Below are 19,963 nucleotides of genomic sequence, written 5' to 3'. Positions count from 1 at the left end.
TTTCGGCGCGAGGTGTTTGGTCCGGAGACATCCAGGACTTGGGCATACGGTTTCCCGTGCGTGCCCGCATCTCGATTGCTGCTTCATTTGACAGTGCGTCAGATGATTTGTGATTTCTGCCGACAACCCATTACCGGCGACCCGCCGAGCCAACTGATGCTCTGTAGGGATGGCGACCGCCGGCTGCTTCGATTCGATCACATGCGCTGTATGATCGGGTTTGTCATCGCCCATTCGGACATTACCAAACCGAGGAAAGACGCCATGCTCACGCTGTTGAGGACGGATGTGCTAGAGGGTCACCGGGGAGCGTAAGCGGGCGCATTGGCGGGCGGCCGAGTTCCCGGACGGGCAAGGATGAGCGCTTAACCCGCCGAACATTGTCTTCGAAGACGAGAGTAGCCATTGCGTCGGGGTGCGCGGTGGTTCTAAAGCGTCGCGTGACGCGCCAAGCGGCCGGCGGTTCAATGAGATCGGACAGGCATGACGGCGCGACCGAGGGTCCCGTGAAGCCATTTTCTACCGTCATCACTATTCTTGTGCTCGCGCTGATCCTGCAAACCGCCTACATTCCCGAGTATTGTCACAGCCAATCGCGCGGCGGTACGCAAAGCCTCGTCAACATCGATCAATCGCTGACGCGCGATTACTGCTTTGCGAGTCAGGTGCGTGACCACAATGCGCCGGTGTCACAGTGGATCGACACACTCAACTATGATCTCGTCGCAGTAGGTGACCTTCTCGGCGGCTTGTTCAGTCAAATTGGGGGCGCTCAGCAGCCGCACAAGTAGCTACGCGAGAGGGTTTGGCCTGCGCGGGCCGAATGGCCGGCGTATATATACGCGGCACCCGACGTAGGCTCTACCCGGACACGATGATCCGTCGCCTGTAGATGGTCGCCTGGGCGGCGGGGAGCGAGTGGCGAACCCGGCCGGAGAACGAGGCCGGGTTCTTGTTTTTGTACACGGGGCCGAAACGGTGGGTTGACCGGAGCAGCGGGCGAGGAGAGACGTTCCAATCGCGAGGACCGCGCCGGGCGCTCGATAGCAAGAAGGGGCGGGACGGAGCGGCGGAGGCAGAGATGGGGACCGTTTCGACGAGGATCAAGCCGTACTGGTACGATGGCGCGTGGGTGTTCGACGATTTTCAGAGAGGACTTCGCGCGAAACCCTTTATTACGCGGGCGCCGGCAATCGTCGATCACGTGCTTCGACGCGCGGGGTTGCAGCCGCGCCAGCCATTCACGGTGACCTTCGGAGATCACGAGTTTCCCGCGCTCGGGTACCAGTTTGTCCTGGAGTGGGTGCGTGAGGACGCCGAGGGCCACTGGTATCGGTGGGGAGGCATGGACGGGCTGTGCCCGGCACTCGTCCGTTATTTCGAGGCGCCGCCCAAGCGCATCTACTGCGAGGTAACCGTTCGCAGAACTCCGTTCTCCGTGTTTCATGCGGATCGGGTTGGGGCCCACATGGGTGACGTTGAAGCCGGACGCACACGATTTTCGCCCCGATCCGGGCGAGGTTGAGCGCCAGCGTACTCCGTCGCGCTCAGCCCGATCGTGGGTCCAGCCGACACCTCGTCGTGTGCACGACGGTGATCGAAAAAGGGTAGTACCAAATAGAGAAGACCCTCTCGGTTCCGCGTGAGCGGGTCTTCTTGTCCTTCCGCCTCGAATTTCGGCCCCGGCTTAACGGGCGCCGCGTGCTTCCCTCGGCTGAGACACAGAACGCGCGGCCCAGCGCTTCGCGGCTGCGCGGATCCCGACGGCCCCCGCGATCACCATGGCCAGCGCCACCGCGGCGCCGGCGACGATGCCGACCTCCAGCGAGCCGCTGCCGCCGTCGGGCGAAATATGAAACAGTGTCTCAATCCAATCCATCCCTGTCCCTCCCTGTGTGGTCCGCTGTCGTCCGCCTGCGATAGTAGCGACATTATCAACACGCCGGCCGTTTTCCTTCAGCCCGGCGGGATCGCCGGCCGTCCGGGTGGAGAATGGAAATTTCGGACCGGCACCAAATGACTATCTATGGCCACCCCCTCCGGTTTTTCGCCGAAGTTCGACGCCCTCAAATGGCGCTGCATCGGTCCCACGCGCGCCGGCCGCGTCGTTGCGGTCGCCGGCGACCCCGGCGACCGCAACGTCTTCTATTTCGGCGCCTGCGCCGGCGGCGTCTGGAAGACGACCGATGCCGGCGTGTACTGGCGCTGCGTGACGGACGGCTATCTCAGCTCCGCGTCGATCGGCGGGCTCGCCGTCGCGCCCTCGGACCCCAACGTCATCTACGCCGGCACGGGCGAAACCTCGATCCGGCTCGATGTGTCCTACGGCGACGGCGTGTACAAGTCAACCGATGCCGGCCGCACCTGGGGGCACCTCGGCCTGCGCGAGACCCGGTTCATCAAGCGCATCCGCATCCACCCGCACGATCCCGATCGCGTCTACGTGGCTGCCCTCGGCGATATCTTCGGCCCCAACGAAGAACGCGGCGTCTTTCGCTCCGAGGACGGCGGGACGACCTGGCGCAAGATGCTGTACCGGGACGCGGATTCGGGCTGTCTCGATTTGGCCATCGACCCGAACAATCCGCGCATTCTCTTCGCGACGTTCTGGCAGACGCGCCGGAGCTTCTGGAACCTGTCGAGCGGCGGGCCGGGCAGCGGCGTCTTCCGTTCCACCGACGGCGGGGAATCCTGGACGGACATCACACGGTACCCCGGGCTGCCGGCAGGTGTTCTCGGCAAGATGGGCATCGCGGCGTCGCCGGCCCGCGCCGGACGCGTCTGGCTGCTCGCGGAGGCCGAAGAGGAGAAGACGGGACTCTACCGGTCGGACGACTACGGTGAGACGTGGACGCTCGTGTCGTCCAATCGCGACCTCATGCACCGGCCCTGGTACTATGCGCACGTCATCGCCGATCCGCGTCACGGCGAGACGGTCTACGTCGCGAACTTGGCGCTATGGAAGTCGACCGACGGCGGGAGAGGATTCACGGAGATCCAAACGCCGCACGGCGACAACCACGACCTCTGGATCGACCCCGACGATCCGAAGCGGATGATCGAGGGCAACGACGGCGGCGCCTGCGTCAGCACGAACGGCGGAGAGACCTGGTCGTCGGTGTACAACCAGCCGACCGCGCAGATCTACCGGCTCGATATCGACAACCAGTATCCTTATCGCGTCTACGGCACGCAGCAGGACAACAGCTCTATCTCGGTCCCGAGCGCCGCCGTGTGGGGGGCGATCACCCTCGCCGACTGCACCTATCCCGGCACCGGGGAGAGCGGGTTCATCGCCGTCAAGCCGGACGATCCGAACATCGTCTACGTCGGCGCGGTTGGCTCGAGCCCTGGCGGCGCCGGGGCGCTGCAGCGATACGATCACAACACGAGGCAGATCCAGCTGGTCAACGTCTGGCCGGAGGAATCGACCGGCGTCGCTCCCACGGACACGCGCTACCGCTTCGCCTGGACGTTTCCGATCGTCTTCTCGCCGCACGACAGCCGCACGCTTTACGCGGGCGGCAACCATGTGTTCCGCACCCGCGACGAGGGTATGAGCTGGGAGGAGATCTCGCCGGACCTCAGCCTGAACGACAAGAGCCGGCAAGGCCATTCCGGCGGCCTCACCCGCGACGGCGCCGGGGCGGAGGTGCACGCGACGTGTGCGTGCGTCACGCCGTCACCCCACCGGCCGGACGAGATCTGGGCATCCACCGACGACGGGCTCGTGCACGCGACGCGCGACGGCGGCAAGACCTGGCAGAACGTCACGCCGCGCGGCATGCCGGAGCTCGCCTACGTCGGGTGCGTCGAGATCTCGCCGCAGGATGCGGACACAGTCTACGTCGCCGCGACGCGCTACAAGCTCGCGGACTACCGGCCGTACCTCTTCCGTAGCAGCGACGGCGGCCGGCGCTTCGAGTCGATCAACGGCGACTTTCCGGAGGGCGAGATCACCCGCGTCGTGCGGGCGGACCCGGTGCGCAAGGGCCTCCTGTTCGCGGGCACCGAGACCGGCCTCTACTTCAGCCTGAACGACGGGCGCAACTGGACGCGCGTGGGCGGCGGTCTGCCCGTTGTGCCGATCTACGACCTCAAGATCAAAGGGGAAGACCTGGTGGCCGGCACGCACGGCCGCTCCTTCTGGATCCTGGACGACATCACACCCCTTCGTAGTATGACGGACGGCCGGGCGGGCGCGCGCCTGTTTGAGCCACGCACGACGGTTCGCACGAAGCTCCACTTCGGCGCGCAGCGCAGCCTGAAGCAGGCCGGCACGGCGTTTTCCGTGTGCATGGGCATCGGCGGCGGCATCCGGACGTTCCGCAAGCCCGACGGGACCACCGGACGCGAATATCTCGACGTCGGCGAGAACCCGCCGAACGGCGCGATCATCTATTATTGGCTCGACGACGGCGCGTCCGGCCCGGTGACCCTCACGTTCCGCGACGCGTCGGGCGCTGCGATCGCGTCCTTCCGCAGCGACGACAGCGCGCTCGCCGCCGCCAAGCGTCCTTCGGTCCGGTCCGGACTCAACCGGTTCGTATGGGACCTTAAGTACCCCGGGCCGGAACAGATCGATCAGAGTCTCGCTCCGCGGCGGAACCCGCAGCTGTCGGAGCCTTCTGAGCCGACGGCCGGCCCCACGGTGGTTCCCGGCCGGTACCGCGTGGAACTGGCGATCGGGTCGAACGCGACGGCCGCCGAGTTCTCAGTCGTAAAGGATCCGCGCCTGTCGACCACGCCCGAGGCTTACCGGGCGCAATTCGGCCTGCTGGGCGAGCTCACGGCCGCGCTCGGCAAGGTGAACGCCATCGTCAACCGCATCCGCCGCGAGAAACGGCGGCTGGCGACGCTGACGGGCGGGTCTGCCTCCGCCGCGAGCGACCTGGGCGCGCGAGTGCGGGCCGTGACCGATCAACTCTCGGCGGTCGAGGGCGTGCTCGTAGACGTCCACCGAGAGACCGACCGCGATACGCTGCGCCATCCTGCCGGCCTCAACGACACCCTCGTGGACTGCCTCAACACCGTCTCGCTCGCCGATGCCGCGCCGACGAAGCAGGCGGCGGCCGTGTCCAAGGCAATCATGGCACGCGTGGATGTCGAGATCGACAAAGCGGAGCGGCTCATCGAGAACGAGGTCGCCGCGGTCAGCCGCTTGGCGCTTGCGCAGGCGGTCGAGGCTTCAGGCGGCTGAGGGTGGACTGGCGAGGCTCTCCAGCCTCCCGGTGAGGCGCGGCTCTTCGGCGGTGAAGTCGACCCGCATCGTGCCGTGACTTGTCGCAGTGTCATACGGCATGTTCGGGCGGAAGACGTGGCCGACGGTGTCCTGGTTTCGCATCTTGACCCCGAAGTTAGGTTTAAGGTTTAGAATAAAGCCGGCAAACGGACAAATCCGAGAGAGAGACGGGAAGATGTCCCACGCGGCCATGACGGTAACGCAGCTCGCGGAGCAATTCGTGGGCGCCGTTCCCCACTTTGGCCCCGTCGGCCGCCGCGTCGCGGTCGCGCTCTACCGCGAACTGGCGAAGGGCCGGCCGGTGCCGCTTGCGCGGCTCGCGACACTGCTCGACCTGCCGCAGACGGCGATTGCCGGCGTCTTGGCCGGCCGCACGGTATTGTTCGACGGCGACGGCGCCGTGATGGGGTTCGGCGGCCTCACCGTGGCCGAGATGCCTCCGCATCACTTTCGGGTGGACGGCCGGACGCTCTACACTTGGTGCGCGTGGGATAGTCTGTTCATCCCCCGGATCCTTGGCCGGACGATCGAGGTGGCGTCGCGAGATCCGGTCACACGGCGCCCGATCGTACTTACCGTGGCGCCCGACCGCGTCCAAGAGGTCGACCCCGCCGACGCGGTCGTGTCCTTCCTCGTGCCGGAGCGGGCGCTCGATCGCAACGTGATCGCGAACTTCTGCCATTTCGTGCACTTCTTCGGTTCGGAGGAGACCGGGCGGACTTGGACCGCCGGCCATCCCGGGACGTTCCTTCTGTCGCTTGAGGACGCCTTTGCCCTCGGGCGGTTGACGAATGCACGCAACTTTGGTGACGCGCTCGTCGGCGAATCCGCACGATGAATCCGGCGAGGGGACGGGCGCTGACCATCGGTCGTCTCGGCGCGCGCGTCGCCCGCCGGTGCTGAAGCGAGGGACGGACGCACTATGGCGAGGTCGGTAACGGTCTTCAACCAGCCGGGTTGAATCTTCTGCCGGAAGGTCGAGGAGTTCCTCGCCGGGCATGGGATTCCGTACCAAACGAAAAATGTCGCCGAGGATCCGGCGGCGATGGCGGCATTGGAACGGCTGGGCGTCGCGACGACGCCGGTCACTGTCATCGACGGCGAGGTCGTAGTTGGCTTCGACCGCAACCGACTGACGGCGCTGCTGGGCCTCACGACACACGGAGGCGGGATGAAGAGCGGCGAGTAGGGGCGGTCGGGACAGACGGCGGCTAGACCATCCGGCGTCCGGCCGCCGTCGTCGTTTGAGAGGCCGGCGCCCACCATGTTGCATGTGCGCGGGCCGCCCGGCGCGAAGTACCGGCACCACGCCGGAATCGCGGGCAGGTCGAAGACGAGGTGATCGATGCGCGAACCCATGACGGGGGCGTCCATTCCGGTCGGCGCCGTGACACAGGGGAGGCCGGAGTTTCTGGCCACCAGGCACCTGGTGAGCTCCAGTCACTACCTTGCCACGATGGCCGGGCAGCGCATCTTCGCGCTCGGCGGCAACGCCGCCGACGCGGGGGTCGCCGCCGGGATCGCCCTCAACGTTCTGGAACGCCACCTGACGGACTTCGGCGGGGTCGCGCCGGTCATGTTTTTCCGTCCGGGGATGCCGCGGCCGGAGACAGTCGCCGGCGTCGGCTGCTGGCCGCGCCGCGTGACGCTCGAGCGGCACCGCGCCCGCTACGGAGACGAGATGCCGATCGGCGCGTCGCGCTACGTGACGCCGGCCGCCCCTGACGCCTGGCTGACGGCGCTGGCGCGCTACGGCCGCCTCACGCTTCGCGACGTGCTCGGGCCGGCGTGCGAACTCTGCGAAGGATTCCCCGTGTACCGGCGTCTCGCCCGCACGATCGCGGCGCTGGAACCGCAGCTGCGTGAATGGCCGTCGAGCGCCAGGGTCTTTCTTCCCGAGGGCCGTCCTCTTGCGACGGGCGAACTGCTCGTGCAGCGCGAGCTCGGCGACCTGTTCCGGCGGCTGATCGCCGTGGAAGAGGGCGCGCGGTCCCGCGGGCGGGCGGCGGCGATCATGGCGGCCCGCGACGAGGTCTACCACGGTGAGATCGCGCGCGCCCTCGCCGCGCACGCAAGACGCACCGGCAGCGAGCTCGACGCGGAGGATCTCGCCGCGTATCGCGTGGAGATCGGACCCTCGGTCTCGTCCCGGTACCGGGATGTAGAGGTGCACGCCTGCGGGCCCTGGTGTCAGGGGCCGCTGCTCCCGATGGTCCTGAACCTGCTGCAGAAAGAAGACCTCGAGCGGTTGGGGCAGGGGACCGCTGTGCATCTGCACTATTTGATCGAGGCGATCAAGGTCGCGGCCGCGGACCGGGAGGCCTTCATCGGTGATCCGGCTCAGGCGGACGTGCCCATCAAGGGTTTGCTCGATCCCGAGTATGCGGACGAGCGGAGACGCCTGATCGATCCCGCCCGCGCCTGGCCCAAGCTGCCGCCGCCAGGGAATCCGTGGCGGTACGAGGGGCGGTCGGGTCCCGCGGGCTACGTGCCGGAGCCGGTCGCAGGCGCGGCGCATCCCGATACGGCGTTCGTCTGCGCGATGGACGCGGAGGGGAACGCGTTCTGCGCCACGCCCTCGGATCCCGGCATGAGCGCGCCGCTGGTGGACGGCCTCGGGATCATTATCTCGACGCGCGGCGCGCAGTTGTGGACGGCGCCGGGGCATCCCTCGGCGATCGCGCCCGGGAAGCGCCCGCGCCTTACGCCGAACCCGGCGATGCTGCTCTCGGACGGCGAGGCGGTGATGGGCTTCGGTTGTCCAGGCGGGGACGCGCAGGTGCAGGCGATGGTCCAGGTCGTTTCCAACCTGCTCGACTTCGGAATGAACGTGCAGGCGGCGATCGAGGCGCCTCGTGTGGTCTCGGCCAGCTTCCCGTCGTCGTTCCACCCGCACCCCTACGAGCCCGGGGTGGTGCGAATCGAGGGCCGCGTGCCCGAGGCCGTCCGCGACCGGCTGGCCAAGCTTGGGCACACCGTTGAGGCGCTGCCGGACATGGCGCCGCTCGTGGCGGCGGTTTGCGCGATCCGGCGCCGCGAGGGCGGCGTGCTCGAAGGCGGAGCCGATCCCCGCCGGGACAGCTACGCCGCCGGCTGGTGAGGACCCAAAGACTCATGTGAAGACCGAGGGGGTGTCGAAGTGACCGGAAGGTGGACGAAGATCGGCGCGTTTTGCGCCGGCACGGCGCTCGTGCTTGCCGTTGCGTCGGGCGCCGTGACCCAAGCGCAGTCCTCCCGTACTCTCGTGGTGGCGCAGAGCGCCGACATGGAAAGCGGCGACCCGGCCAAGAACACCGGGCTCGCGACGGTCGCGGTCCTGGTCAACATCTACGACACCCTGGTGCGCCGGGACGCCGATCTGAACCTCAAGCCCGGCCTGGCGCTCTCGTGGCGCGCGGTCGATCCCACCACGTGGGAGTTCAGGCTCCGCAAGGGCGTGAAGTTTCAAAACGGCGAGCCGTTCAACGCCGACGCGGTGAAGTTTTCTTTTGACCGCATGCTCGACCCCAAGACGCACTGGCCGGGCGCCGGCGCGCTGCGGCTGATCAAGTCCGTCAACGTGGTCAGCGACGATACGGTCCGCATCGTCACCTCGGAGCCCTGGCCGTTGATGCCTCGCTTCCTGGGCTACTACGGGATGATCGTGCCGCCGGGCTATCTCAAGCAAAACGGCGACGACGCGCTGGTGCGCCACCCCGTCGGCACCGGACCGTACAAGTTCGTCCGGTGGGTGAAGGACGACCGCGTCGAACTCGAGGCCAATCCGGACTACTGGGGCGGCCGGCCGAAGATCGGTCACGTCGTCTTTCGCGTCATCCCGACCGACGCGCCGCGGGTCGCCGAGCTGCTCGCCGGGTCGATCCAGGTCGCGCCGCTGCTGCCGCCGAACCTGTTCAGCCCGGTCCAGATCTCATCGAAAACCAAGCTCGTGGTCGGTAAGAGCCTGAGCGTTTTCTTCGTCATCTACAACCTCGTGGGCATCACGAAGGATAAACCGCTGGCCGATCCGCGGGTCCGGCAGGCGCTCGACTACGCGATCGACCGGCAGGCGATCCTGAAGAGCGTGATGCACAGCGTGGGCGCGCCGGTGGCGACGTTCTGCACGGACGTCATGGAGGCGTGCGACGCGTCGATCCCGTCGTTCACCTACGATCCCAACAAGGCGCGGGCGCTGCTGCGCGAGGCGGGTTACGCGAACGGCTTCGACTTCAGCATCAGCGGGACGAGCGGCACCTACCCGGGCGACCGCGACATCGAGCAGGCCCTGGTGGATCAGCTCAACAAGGTCGGCGTGCGGGCGCACCTCGACGTCACGGAAGTCGGCGTCCAGCTGCGCAACGTGATGGCCCGCAAGCTTCCGGAGGACGGCTGGTTCACGCGGTTCACCGATTTCTTCGGGATCAGCACGATCATCCCACTGCGCGCGTTCTACTCGCCCGGCGAATGGTCCCAGTGGCGGCCGGGATACGAGCCGTTCAACCAGCTCGTCGAGGCGGCGCAGGCCGCGCCGAACGAGGCGAAACTGCGCGAAATCTCCAAGCGGCTCCAGCTGATGTACAAGGATCAGGCGCCCGCCATTACGCTCTTCGGCGCGCCCAACGCCAACGGTGAGTCGCGCGACCTCAACTGGACGCCGCGGCCCGATCTTGAGCTGCCGATGTTCGACGCATCGTGGACTCAGTGATCGTCCGCCGCGGCTGACATCGCCGCGCCCAGACCGCCCGGCCCGTGAGTCGGTACCTGCTCCGCCGGTTGGCGCTGTCGTTGACCGCCATGTTCGGCGTGGTCACGATCGTGTTCGTGTTGCTGCATGTCAGCGGGGATCCGGCCACGCTGCTCGTGACGCAGGACGCGACGAAGGAAGACATGCAGCGGATCCGGCAGGCCTACGGCCTCGACCAGCCCCTTTGGGTGCAGTACGGGCGCTTCATCGCACGGGTCGGCCGCGGCGACCTCGGCTTCTCCTACCGTCAGGGCGTTCCGGTCACCGAACTGATCGGCGATCACCTTGCGGCGACGTTTGAGCTGGCGCTGGCGTCGCTCGCGGTCGCCGTGGTGCTGGGCGTGGCGCTCGGTATGGCGGCCGCGGTGCGGCGGGGGTCCGGCGTCGACACCGCGGCGATGACGTTTGCGCTGCTCGGGACCAGCATGCCGAGCTTCTGGCTCGGCCTCCTGCTCATCATCGCCTTCGGCGTGAAGCTGGGGTGGCTGCCCGTCTCCGGCTACGGCGGCGCGGACCATCTCGTCATGCCCGCGTTCGTGCTCGGCGGCTTCTACGCCGCGCAGGTCAGCCGGCTCACACGTACCAGCCTGCTGGAGGTCCTCGCGCAGGACTACGTCAGGACGGGATGGGCGAAAGGGCTGCGCGGACGGGCCGTGCTGTTCAAGCACGCGCTGCGCAACGCCGCGCTGCCCGTGCTGACGGTGCTGGGGTTGAGCTTCGGACAGATGCTGGGCGGCGCCATCATCGTCGAGTCCATCTTCGCCTGGCCCGGCATGGGGCGGCTCGCGGTGCAGGCCGTGTTGGGCCGTGACTTCCCGGTGGTGCAGGGAGCCACGATCGTCGGCGCGGCGGTGTTTCTGGCCGTCAATCTCATTGTGGACTTGGTCTATGGCTGGGTCGACCCTCGTCTTCGAAGCGCCGTCCAGTCCGCGTAGGCGCGGCCCGCGCTCGCCGCTGCGCCGCCTCCTCCGCAGCCCTTCGGGCGCGGTCGGCGCGGCGCTGCTCGCGGTGCTGGTGGCAGCCGGTTTCGGCGCCTCGTTCGTGCCGCCGTATGATCCAGACGCCCAGAACCTCAGTTTCACCGTCCACCCGCCGTCGCTCGCCGCGGCCGGCGGCGGCGTTCACCTGCTCGGGACGGATCAGCTGGGCCGCGATGTCTTCAGCCGGCTGCTGGTCGGTCTCCGGATCTCGCTCCTCGTCGCGCTCGCCGTCGTCCCGCTGTCGATGTTCGTCGGGATGACGGTCGGGATGGTGACCGGCTACCGGGGCGGCTGGCTCGACATCGCGCTCATGCGCCTCGTCGACGCGCAGCTGTCCATTCCCACGCTGTTGCTTGCGGTGGCCGTCGTCGCCGTGCTGGGGACCGGCCTCGTGCAGATCGTCGCGGTGCTGGCGATCGCCGGGTGGCCGAGCTACGCGCGGGTGGTCCGCGCGGAGGTGCTGGCGCTGCGCGAGCGCGAGTTCGCGGCGGCCGCCCGGGCGGTGGGCGCGTCCGACGGGCGGATCCTCGTGCAGCACGTGCTGCCCAACGTGCTCCCCACGCTGTTGGTGCTCGGCACGCTGCACTTGCCGGTCGTGATCATCTTCGAAGCGGCCCTCAGCTTCCTCGGACTCGGGATCCAGCCGCCGACGCCGAGCCTCGGCCAGATGATCGGCCAGGCGCAGGACCTCGTCTGGCAGGCGTGGTGGATGCCGACGATTCCGGGCGTCGCGATCACGCTCGTGGTACTGGCTTTCAACCTTCTCGGCGACCGCCTGCGCGACGTTCTGGATCCCCGCCTGCGCGGGCTCGGTCCGGTCTAGACGATCGTCTTCACAATTCGCGGAACTTTCGAACTTCCACCCGGCGATGTTCGTATCCGAACACGGCATCTCTGTGCCCGTCCGCGGGGAGAACTGGGGGACTCGGCCATGCGAGTTGACGCGCGAATGCAAATGCTCGCCGCCGCCGTCGCGGCGGCGGTGACCGTCGGGCTCACGTCCGCGGCCGCGGCTCAGACGGCGGCGCCCTACATCAAAGTGGTCGTCGACGGCTCGCCGATCTATCTCGACTCGCCGCCCATGCTGCTCAACGGGCGCGTGCTCGTACCGTTGCGGGGCGTGTTCGAACGCCTCGGCGCCACGGTGGTCTGGGATCCTCGCGCGCAGGCGGTGCTGGCGCAGCGCGGCGCGACGTCGATCGCGCTGACGATCGGGTCGTCTCAGGCGGCCGTGAACGGCCAGGCGCAGCCGATTGACACGCCGGCGCTGCTCGTTGCAGGCCACACGATGGTGCCGCTCCGCTTCATCAGCCAGGCGCTCGGCGCGGCGGTCGGTTGGGACGCGGCCACCTATACCGTGCAGATCGACAGTCAGACGGCGGGAGCTCCGCCTTCGGGCGCGCCGCCGATGACCGCTCCTCCCGCGGGCGCGGCGCCCGCCGGCGTGCCGCCGTCCGCGCCGCAGCCCGCGGCCCAAACGATTGCCGGTACCATTACACAACTGAACGCGGCCGCGTACCCGGCGCAGATCACCGTCCAGGTGCCGAACGGGACCGTGTATACGTTCCGCATCGTGTCGGGGACGACCATTACCCGCGTCACCGGGACCGGTTCGAACGCGCCGATTCCGCTCAGCGACCTGCGGGCGGGCGACGGGGTGGCCGTCACGGCCGACCCCTCCGGAACGGCGCAGAGCATTCAGGCGCTCAACTACGCGCCGGTGCAGGCGCCGCCGCCGGCAGCCACGCCGGGCGCCGGCCAGCCCGTCGCCGGCATCGTAACGCAGGTGAACGCGTCGTCGTATCCGGGGCAGCTGAGCGTACAGACTGCGACCGGGACCGAGGTCGCATACCGGATCGTCTCGGGTACGGTGATTACACGCACGAATACGACCACCGGTTACGGCGGCCCCGCGCCGCTGACCTCGATCGAACCCGGCGATGCGGTTACGGTCTTGGCGGACCCGAGCGGCACGGCGCAAAGCATTCAGGTCTCGTTTGCGGAGGTGACGGGGGTCGTCGCCGCGGCCGGCAACAATCAGATCGCGCTGCAGGACGGACAGACGTTCCTGCTTGGCCCGGGCGCGCAGGTCACGCAGGGCGGCCAGCCAGTCCCGCTCGCGGCGCTGCAGCCCGGCACCGCGGTCACCCTTCGCGTGAATCCCGCGACGGGCCAGGTCTCCCGAGTTCTTCTGCGGCAGGCCTCCGCGCCGGGGACTGTGCCGACGGCGTCCGGGGCGCCGGCCGTCTCGGTGACGCCGGCCGGCCGGCGGCTCGCCGCCGGAGATGTCATGACGGTCACCGCGACGGGGCCGCCGCACGGGACGGCGACCTTCTCGATCACCGGATTGCGGAGCGGTCTTCCCATGATCGAGACGTCGAATCAACCCGGGCTGTACGTCGGGAACTATGCCGTCCAGCCGGGGGACGCAGCGGTCAATGCGAACGTCACCGTTAGTATCACGGCGCCGAACGGCCAGCTGCTCACGGCGGCCGCACCGGCGCCGGTCTCAATCGCCGCCGCGCCCGCGGGTTCGCCCCCGGCCTACGGGCCCGCTCCGGTGATTACCAGCCCGGCGCCCGGCAAGAGCGTCTCGATGCCGCTTACGGTGACTGGAGTCGCGCCGGCGGGATCGCTGGTCAGGGTCACCGCCGACTACAGCAAGGACGTCATCGGTTTCAACTGGCACGGCTCGCTCGGCACGCAAACCGTGAAGGCCGATCCCGCCGGCAACTGGTCGGCCACGTTCACGCAGAAGCCGCCGGTCGGCGGCCCAAGCGTCAAGATCATCGCGGTTGTGGTTGATCAGACGGGCGCCGCGCTGTCGGTGCCGGCCATCGTGAGTACGACGTTGCAGTGAACGCGGCCGCGAAGACCCGCGGCTAACTTGACGGCCCGCCCGGCGAGCGCCGGGCGGGCCGATGCGGACAGACGAACTGAACATCAACGAGTGCCCGTCTCCCGTCCCGCCCGACGCACGGATTCGTCCCGATCACGTGGCCGCGACCCTCTTTTCGCGCGCGAAGTCGGCGTCACCTTACCGGGACGCTTCACGGCGGTCCGTGTACTTCCGCACGAGATAGCCCAGGATCAGAAGATTGACCGGAATGGCGACGAACTGGAGCGGCCGCGGGTGATGGACGGCGTTCCAAATTGAAAACGGCAGGAACGCCGCGGTCTCGGCGATCACGAGCAGCTCGCCCCAGGCCGCCTCGATCCAGACGCCGATGGTTTCCGCGGCGAAGAGGCCTCCCCAGAATATGAGGGCGACCCCAAGGCCGGCGGCTTGGTTGGACGACAGGTACGGCACGTGGGCGGCGAGCCAGCGGACGAACGTGCCGCGCGGTCCGTGGTGCTCACCGTAGGTCATCCGCCCGCGAAACATCACCTCCACGGGATTCTCGCCTGGGTGTCCCCGCAGCACGAACGCAAACCAGGCGCCGGCCCAGATGGCAAGCGTGCTAATGCCTTTTTCGACCGCGATGAGGACGACCGGCCACGGCCGGCCGAACCAGCGCGGGCCCGCGGACTCGCCCGCGCGCTCAGAGGCGAGGCGGGCGGAGCCGCTATGGGCGGTGCGTTCCGCGGCTATCGCACGCAGCCTTCAACCGTCTTTTCCGTCCGATCCTCCACGACGTCGTCCTCCTTCACGGCGGTTCGGCTCCCTGTCCTTCGATGATACCCTCCGGGAGTCCGTCTCTCCGGACAAGAAGTGCCGTCCCATGTCCAACGACCGCGTCCCGCTTGCCGATTTCGAGCTCAGCCGGCATCCCGGCCGGTACCGCGTCACCGCGTTCGTCGACGGCAATCCGCCCGCCGACCTGCCGGTCCTCGCCGTCGCCGGGGAGCGGCCGGGACCGGTCTTCATCGCGGCGGCCGGCGTGCACGGCGACGAGTACGAAGGCCCGCGGGCGCTCTGGGAAGTCTGCGAGACGCTGCCGCCGCCATCGCTCTCCGGCGTGTTCGTGGCGATGCCGGTCTGCAATCCCTGGGCATACGCCGCGGCCTCGCGCACGACGCCCGCGCAGATCGACGGCGTGAACCTCGCCCGCGCGTTTCCGGGCGACCCCGGCGGCTCGCCGACGCGTCGCCTTGCCGCCGCCCTCCTGGCCTTTATTCTCCGCCTGAAGCCGGCCTTGTTCTTAGATCTGCACAGCGGGGGAGTGCGCTACCGGTTCCTCCCGGCGGTCGCGTACCGGCGCGGCCTCGGTGATGCGGATCGATCGCGCGCCGCGGTGCGGGCGTTCGGCGTCAAGAACTTGTGGGCCGGCCGCGACCACGTGGGGACGTTGAACGCCGAAACGGCCCGGCGCGGGATCACCACGGTCGGCAACGAGATGACCGGCGCCGGAGGATGCCTCGACGCGGATGTCGCCGCGGACCGCGAGGGAGCCCTCAACCTGATGCGGTGGCTCGGGATGCTGCGCGACCGGCCCGCGCCGGAGGTGCCGGGGCCGTTTTGGGAGACGAGCGAGGTGCCGGTCGGGCGTGGCGGGTACGTCGAAATGCGCCGCTCGATCGGCGAGCCGGTCTCGCCGGGCGACACGATCGGAGTCGTGCGCTCGACGTTCGGCGAGGTCGTGGCGGACGCGCGCGCTCCCTACGCCGGGGCGATCTGGGTCGCGCGCCACCTGAGGATGATAGAGGCGGGCGAGATGGCCGGCGCGGTTGCGCGCCCGTTCCAAGACGACGCGCCGGCCGCGCGCCCCTAGGAAAACGCCTCGTCGACGCTCCGTCTGAGCAGGCGGCCTAGCTCCGCGATCTCCGCGTCGGTGATCGTCAGGGGCGGCCCGACGAGGATCTGGTTCATGACCGTGCCCGGCAGCGATCCGCCGGCCGGGTAGACGAGCAGCCCGTTGCGCATCGCCGCTTCAACCACGGCGGCACCGGCCGGCGAGTCCGCCGTCAGGCCGTCCGCCGGCGCCGAGAATTCGACGCCCCACATGAGCCCGAGCCCTCGCACCTCGGCGACCCGCGGATGGCGCCGCAGCGGCTCGAGCTCGCGCTCGAGCACCGGTCCCTTGCGCTTTGCTTCGGCCACGAGGTTGTGCAGCCGCGTGTACTCGAGCACGGCGGCGGCGGCGGCGCAGGCCAGCGGATTGCCGGCGTACGTGTGGCCGTGGATGAATCGGCCCGAGACGCGCAGGATCTGATCGCCCACCCGGTCGCGCGCGACCACGGCGCCGACCGGCATGTAACCGGCGCCGAGTCCCTTCGCGCACACGATGAGATCCGGCACGACGCCCCAGTGGTCGATCGCGAAGTTGGCGCCGGTCCGGCCGAAGCCCGTCATCACCTCGTCGGCGATGAAGAGCACGCCGTGGCGGTCGCAGATCTCGCGGACGAGGGGGAAGTATTCCGGCGGCGGAACCACGGCCGCGTTGGCCGCACCCGACAGCGGCTCCGCGATGAACGCGGCGACGGTGTCGGCCCCCTCGCGCAGGATCGCGCGCTCGAGTTCGGTCGCGCACTCGATCGCGCACCGGCCGTACGCGAGGCCGTACGGGCAGCGGCGGCAGTGCACCTCCGGGATCTGCGGGAACGGCACCAGCAGCGGCTCGTAGGGGCCCCGGCGGGCGGCGAAGCCCGACAGCGACAGCGCGCCCAGGGTCGCGCCGTGATAGCTCGCGCGCTTGCTGATAATCTTGTACTTGGACGGCCGCCCCGCGTCGACCCAGTACTGCCGGACCATTTTGACCGCGGTCTCCGTCGCCTCGCTTCCGCCGGAGACGAAGAACACCCGCGAGAGTCCCGGCGGGGTGAATTCGACGACGAGATCCGCCGCGCGCTCCTGCGCCTCGGTCGTGAACTCCGAACCGTGCGCGAAGGTGATCTGTCGAAGCTGCCGTTCCATCGCCGCGAGAATCTCGGGAACGCCGTGGCCGAGGTTGACCGCGAGCGGCCCGGACGATCCGTCGAGATACCGGCGGCCCTGCGCGTCGTAGATGTAGAGGCCTTCGCCGCGCACGGCGTTGAGGTGCGGTGCGCCGCTGCGGTGGAGGACGTGGCTCGCGGTGCCCGAGGTTGCGTCCGTCATCGAGTCGCCGTGCACGGAAGACCTCCCCAACATGACGTGGTGCCCGCGTCCGCGGGGGGAATTCAAGGAGGTGGCGCGGCCTCCTGTGCGGCGCCGGCGCGCGCTCGGGCGGGTGAGGCATGAGGCCGCGAACGGCGCCGCGAACTGTCCACATGTGACGGCCGCGTGGGTGGAAGAGGTCAAAGCCGGGCTGGCGCGGGCGGGCGAGACTCCCGGCGTCTTCATCGCCGCGGAAGAGGCGGCGCGGCTGCTGGCGCTCGCGGACGCGGTGGAGATTGTCCGCGACGCCGTGCGGTGGGAAGCCGCCGGCCGTGTCCTGATCCCGGAGGCCCGGCGCGCGGCGCTGCGGTATGCGCCTGAGGGAAACGGCCTCCGCGTTTCCGCCGTGTCGAAGTGCTGCCTCGTTCCGGAACTCGATCTCGCGGCGTTCCGTTTTCTCGGCGCGGTCGGCGGCGGCGATCCCGTGCGATACCTGCATCTCGCCGGTCTGGCGCGCCGGGACCTCCTCGCCACGATCGACGAGCACCTGACGTATCTCGTCCGGATCGCGGCCCTCGCCCTCGTCGTCGCGGAGCACACGGTCCCGGCCGCGGCGCCGGTGGTGGGCGTGGTCGGGGCGGGCCGGCTCGCCCGGGCGGTGCTCGGTGCGTTTATCGAGTCCCGCCGGGCCGGCGAGATCGTGATCACGTCCCGGCGGCCGGCGTCGCGGGACCGGCTCGCGCGGGAACTGGCCGATCGGTTCCCGCGCGTGTCCGCTGTAGAGTCTGCGCGCGACGTTGCGGCGCGGGCCGACTTTCTTGTCACCGCGACCGACGCCGCGGCCCCGATCCTTTCGGCGGCGTGGATCAAGCCGGGAGCGACAGTATACGGTCTGGGGGACGCTGTGGAACTCGGCGGCGACCTTCTCGTCCGCCGCGAGCGCGGTACGGTGCGCCTCGTCGTTTCCAGTTGGCCCGAGTGCGCGCAGCGCGCGGATTTCCGGCGGCTGATCGCCGAGGGGCGCATCGGCAAGTCGGACGTCGACGCGGACCTGGCGGACGTGATCGCCGGACGGGCGCCCGCCCGCGTCGATCGGCGCGGCATCGTCTGCGTGCGGGCGCCGGGTAGCGTGGCACTCGACGCGCTCCTCGGCGCCTGGATCTGCGCACGCCGCGCGGCGGCCGTGTAGGCGCACCGCGGGATAGGGGGGCGGCGCGGGCATGCCGAAGCGAGACGCGGGGGCGGCGGACATGACCGACGGCGGCGGCGGTCCTTGGAGCGGCATCCTTACCTCGGACGAAGTGCAGGTATACGAGCGCCTCGGCTACTGGCGCACGGAGCGCGAACCCGGCGTCGCGCCCGCCCTCGTCCTCGTCGACCTCGAGAATAACTTCACCGGCGACCGCCCCGAACCGATCCTCGACAGCATCCGCCGCTACCGGTACAGCTGCGGTCCGCACGCGTGGGAGAGCCTGCCGCAGATCCGCCGCCTGCTCGACGCCGCGCGGGCGGCCGGTCTGCCGATCCTCTACACGCGCGGCGCGGAGGATCCGCCGGACGCAACCGCGGACGAGCGGCGCGACGGCCGCGAGATCGTCCATGTTGTCGCGCCCGCGCCGGGCGAGCGCGTCTTTGAGAAGCGCGCGGCGAGCGCCTTCTACGCCGGGGGACTGCTGCCGTATCTCGTGCACGCGCGCGTCGACACCCTCCTCGTCTGCGGTTGTACGACGAGCGGCTGCGTGCGCGCCACCGTCGTCGACGGCGTCTCGCACGGTTTTCGCACGGTCGTCGTCGCCGAGTGCGTCTTCGACCGCGCCGTGCTGCCTCACCGCGTCAACCTCTTTGACATGGCCGCCAAGTACGCGGCCGTCTGGTCCCTCGGACGCACCCTCGACTGGTTGCGCCTAACCGCCGATGCCGCCGCCTCCCGCCCTCCGGTCCCGTCCGCTGGGAGCGCCGCGGCGGCGACGGCAGATTCCTCGGGCTAGTGCCGCGCCGGGGGGCGCGGATGATCACTCGCTCCGGCGCAAAGGAGGCGTTATGAAGCGGATCGGCATCGAGCTCGACGGGGTGGCGGTGACCGCCGTCCTGTACGACGACCGGGCGCCCGTCACGGTCGGTGCGCTGTGGGAGAGCCTGCCGTTCGAAGACCGCGTCACGCACGCGAAATGGTCCGGCGACATGTTCCACACGAACACCGAGCTGCCGATCGACGTCGACTTCGCGCAGTTTCCGTTCGGCGTGGAGAATCCCGTCGGCTTTCAGGCGCCCGGCGACATCGTGTTCCTGCCGGCGATCCGGGAGCTGGCCATCGCGTACGGCGAAGCCCGGTTCCGGTGGGTCCTGGGTGCGATGATGGTCTCCGCGCTCGGCCGGATCGAAGGCGACCTCGGCGCGTTCGCCAAGAAGGCCGAGCGGCTGATGTGGGACGGCGCCAAGACGGTGACGCTGCGCCGGCTTGAGGAGACGGAGGAATGAGGCGGGTCGTGGTTGAGTTCGAGGACCACGCGTTCGAGGCGGTACTGCTCGACGAGCAGGCGCCGATCATCTGCAACAACATCTGGAACGCCCTGCCGCTTGAAGGTCCGGTCACCAACACGAAGTGGAGCGGCGACATGCTGCGGCTGTGGGTCCAGATCCCGGAGCCGCCGGAGCGCGAGAACATGTCGCAGCTCCAGAATCCGGGGGACATCATCTTCCTCCACAAGTGGAACGGTCTGCGCTTCGTGTACGGGCAGGCGTTGATGGGAGGGCCAAACGGCGCGCACCCCACGCCGCTCGTCGGCCGGATGCTCGGCGGCGTCCCGGAGCTGGCAGCGCTCGGCAAGAAGGTGGAGTGGGAAGGCGCCCGCACACTGCGGGTCCGGCGCGCCTGACCGTGCCCCCCGACCGATCTTCGCCGGCGGACGGCGCGCCGGCGCGAATCACCCGCCGCGGACTGCTGAGGCTCGGCGGCGCCGGAGCGGCGGTTGCGCTCGGCGGCGCGGCCGCGCGGCGGCCGG

The 19,963-nt window shown here is 69.2% G+C and carries 18 protein-coding genes and 1 riboswitch; of the genes, 15 read left to right on the top strand and 3 right to left on the bottom strand.

Features of this window, described 5'->3' with window-relative positions:
• The first annotated feature begins 506 nt into the window (after positions 1-506).
• Positions 507-791, top strand: a complete 285-nt coding sequence (locus tag VFL28_08205; protein ID HET7264637.1) for a hypothetical protein — start codon at positions 507-509, stop codon at positions 789-791.
• A 67-nt stretch (positions 792-858) separates the two neighbouring features.
• Positions 859-940, top strand: a riboswitch (cyclic di-GMP riboswitch).
• Between the two features lie 141 nt (positions 941-1,081).
• Positions 1,082-1,525 (top strand): hypothetical protein, encoded by a 444-nt coding sequence (locus tag VFL28_08200; GenBank protein HET7264636.1) that lies wholly within the window; start codon positions 1,082-1,084, stop codon positions 1,523-1,525.
• A gap of 162 nt (positions 1,526-1,687) precedes the next feature.
• On the opposite strand, the gene VFL28_08195 is transcribed toward VFL28_08200, so the two are convergent.
• The gene (locus tag VFL28_08195) at positions 1,688-1,879 is read right to left on the bottom strand and encodes a hypothetical protein (protein ID HET7264635.1); all 192 of its coding nucleotides are present in this window, start codon (positions 1,877-1,879) and stop codon (positions 1,688-1,690) included.
• Between the two features lie 147 nt (positions 1,880-2,026).
• On the opposite strand from VFL28_08195, the gene VFL28_08190 reads away from it, so the two are divergent.
• The 8 genes from VFL28_08190 (at position 2,027) to VFL28_08155 (ending at position 13,805) form a co-directional block, all read left to right on the top strand.
• A complete protein-coding gene (locus tag VFL28_08190; protein ID HET7264634.1) occupies positions 2,027-5,200 on the top strand; it encodes a glycosyl hydrolase in 3,174 nt (1,057 codons plus the stop codon).
• Positions 5,201-5,417: 217 nt separating this feature from the next.
• Entirely contained in the window at positions 5,418-6,080 is a 663-nt protein-coding gene (gene merB, locus VFL28_08185; GenBank protein ID HET7264633.1) for an organomercurial lyase, read from the top strand.
• A gap of 123 nt (positions 6,081-6,203) precedes the next feature.
• The gene (locus tag VFL28_08180; GenBank protein ID HET7264632.1) at positions 6,204-6,431 is read left to right on the top strand and encodes a glutaredoxin family protein; all 228 of its coding nucleotides are present in this window, start codon (positions 6,204-6,206) and stop codon (positions 6,429-6,431) included.
• 156 nt (positions 6,432-6,587) lie between these two features.
• The gene (locus VFL28_08175; GenBank protein ID HET7264631.1) at positions 6,588-8,342 is read left to right on the top strand and encodes a gamma-glutamyltransferase; all 1,755 of its coding nucleotides are present in this window, start codon (positions 6,588-6,590) and stop codon (positions 8,340-8,342) included.
• A gap of 39 nt (positions 8,343-8,381) precedes the next feature.
• The gene (locus VFL28_08170) at positions 8,382-9,926 is read left to right on the top strand and encodes an ABC transporter substrate-binding protein (GenBank protein HET7264630.1); all 1,545 of its coding nucleotides are present in this window, start codon (positions 8,382-8,384) and stop codon (positions 9,924-9,926) included.
• Between the two features lie 44 nt (positions 9,927-9,970).
• A complete protein-coding gene (locus VFL28_08165) occupies positions 9,971-10,900 on the top strand; it encodes an ABC transporter permease (GenBank protein ID HET7264629.1) in 930 nt (309 codons plus the stop codon).
• Entirely contained in the window at positions 10,854-11,768 is a 915-nt protein-coding gene (locus VFL28_08160; GenBank protein ID HET7264628.1) for an ABC transporter permease, read from the top strand. Before VFL28_08165 ends, VFL28_08160 begins: the two co-directional genes overlap by 47 nt.
• Before the next feature lie 108 nt (positions 11,769-11,876).
• Positions 11,877-13,805: a copper amine oxidase N-terminal domain-containing protein gene (locus VFL28_08155; protein HET7264627.1), complete on the top strand. Its 1,929-nt coding sequence runs from the start codon at positions 11,877-11,879 to the stop codon at positions 13,803-13,805.
• Positions 13,806-13,982: 177 nt separating this feature from the next.
• Here VFL28_08155 and VFL28_08150 read toward each other — a convergent pair whose 3' ends face one another.
• On the bottom strand, positions 13,983-14,429 hold the full coding sequence (locus tag VFL28_08150; protein HET7264626.1) for a DUF2127 domain-containing protein: 447 nt from the start codon (positions 14,427-14,429) through the stop codon (positions 13,983-13,985).
• A 238-nt stretch (positions 14,430-14,667) separates the two neighbouring features.
• Between VFL28_08150 and VFL28_08145 the strand changes: the two genes are divergently transcribed.
• Complete coding sequence (locus VFL28_08145; GenBank protein ID HET7264625.1) at positions 14,668-15,657, top strand: succinylglutamate desuccinylase/aspartoacylase family protein; 990 nt, start codon at positions 14,668-14,670, stop codon at positions 15,655-15,657.
• Here VFL28_08145 and VFL28_08140 read toward each other — a convergent pair.
• A complete protein-coding gene (locus tag VFL28_08140) occupies positions 15,654-16,982 on the bottom strand; it encodes an aminotransferase class III-fold pyridoxal phosphate-dependent enzyme (protein ID HET7264624.1) in 1,329 nt (442 codons plus the stop codon). The two genes, VFL28_08145 and VFL28_08140, sit on opposite strands and share 4 nt — an antisense overlap.
• Between VFL28_08140 and VFL28_08135 the strand changes: the two genes are divergently transcribed.
• The 4 genes from VFL28_08135 to VFL28_08120 are packed head-to-tail and all read left to right on the top strand — an operon-like array spanning position 16,960 to position 19,837.
• Positions 16,960-18,150, top strand: a complete 1,191-nt coding sequence (locus tag VFL28_08135) for an NAD(P)-binding domain-containing protein (protein ID HET7264623.1) — start codon at positions 16,960-16,962, stop codon at positions 18,148-18,150. The two genes, VFL28_08140 and VFL28_08135, sit on opposite strands and share 23 nt — an antisense overlap.
• 31 nt (positions 18,151-18,181) lie before the next feature.
• On the top strand, positions 18,182-18,949 hold the full coding sequence (locus VFL28_08130; protein HET7264622.1) for an isochorismatase family protein: 768 nt from the start codon (positions 18,182-18,184) through the stop codon (positions 18,947-18,949).
• A 52-nt stretch (positions 18,950-19,001) separates the two neighbouring features.
• Complete coding sequence (locus tag VFL28_08125; protein HET7264621.1) at positions 19,002-19,439, top strand: DUF3830 family protein; 438 nt, start codon at positions 19,002-19,004, stop codon at positions 19,437-19,439.
• Entirely contained in the window at positions 19,436-19,837 is a 402-nt protein-coding gene (locus VFL28_08120) for a DUF3830 family protein (GenBank protein ID HET7264620.1), read from the top strand. The genes VFL28_08125 and VFL28_08120 overlap by 4 nt, the downstream gene beginning before the upstream one ends.
• Positions 19,838-19,963: the final 126 nt, after the last annotated feature.

Source organism: bacterium (genome assembly GCA_035691305.1).
Lineage (GTDB): Bacteria > Sysuimicrobiota > Sysuimicrobiia > Sysuimicrobiales > Segetimicrobiaceae > DASSJF01.
This window is presented reverse-complemented; position numbering and strand designations above follow the sequence as displayed.

What these genes read in the sequence shown, in the direction of transcription:
- VFL28_08175 (HET7264631.1), top strand. Translation starts at nt 6,588, where the DNA reads ATGCGCGAACCCATGACGGGGGCGTCCATTCCGGTCGGCGCCGTGACA.
- VFL28_08140 (HET7264624.1), bottom strand. Translation starts at nt 16,982, where the DNA reads ATGACGGACGCAACCTCGGGCACCGCGAGCCACGTCCTCCACCGCAGC.
- VFL28_08125 (HET7264621.1), top strand. Translation starts at nt 19,002, where the DNA reads ATGAAGCGGATCGGCATCGAGCTCGACGGGGTGGCGGTGACCGCCGTC.
- VFL28_08195 (HET7264635.1), bottom strand. Translation starts at nt 1,879, where the DNA reads ATGGATTGGATTGAGACACTGTTTCATATTTCGCCCGACGGCGGCAGC.
- VFL28_08200 (HET7264636.1), top strand. Translation starts at nt 1,082, where the DNA reads ATGGGGACCGTTTCGACGAGGATCAAGCCGTACTGGTACGATGGCGCG.
- VFL28_08155 (HET7264627.1), top strand. Translation starts at nt 11,877, where the DNA reads ATGCGAGTTGACGCGCGAATGCAAATGCTCGCCGCCGCCGTCGCGGCG.
- VFL28_08190 (HET7264634.1), top strand. Translation starts at nt 2,027, where the DNA reads ATGGCCACCCCCTCCGGTTTTTCGCCGAAGTTCGACGCCCTCAAATGG.
- merB (HET7264633.1), top strand. Translation starts at nt 5,418, where the DNA reads ATGTCCCACGCGGCCATGACGGTAACGCAGCTCGCGGAGCAATTCGTG.
- VFL28_08130 (HET7264622.1), top strand. Translation starts at nt 18,182, where the DNA reads ATGCCGAAGCGAGACGCGGGGGCGGCGGACATGACCGACGGCGGCGGC.
- VFL28_08120 (HET7264620.1), top strand. Translation starts at nt 19,436, where the DNA reads ATGAGGCGGGTCGTGGTTGAGTTCGAGGACCACGCGTTCGAGGCGGTA.
- VFL28_08160 (HET7264628.1), top strand. Translation starts at nt 10,854, where the DNA reads ATGGCTGGGTCGACCCTCGTCTTCGAAGCGCCGTCCAGTCCGCGTAGG.
- VFL28_08145 (HET7264625.1), top strand. Translation starts at nt 14,668, where the DNA reads ATGTCCAACGACCGCGTCCCGCTTGCCGATTTCGAGCTCAGCCGGCAT.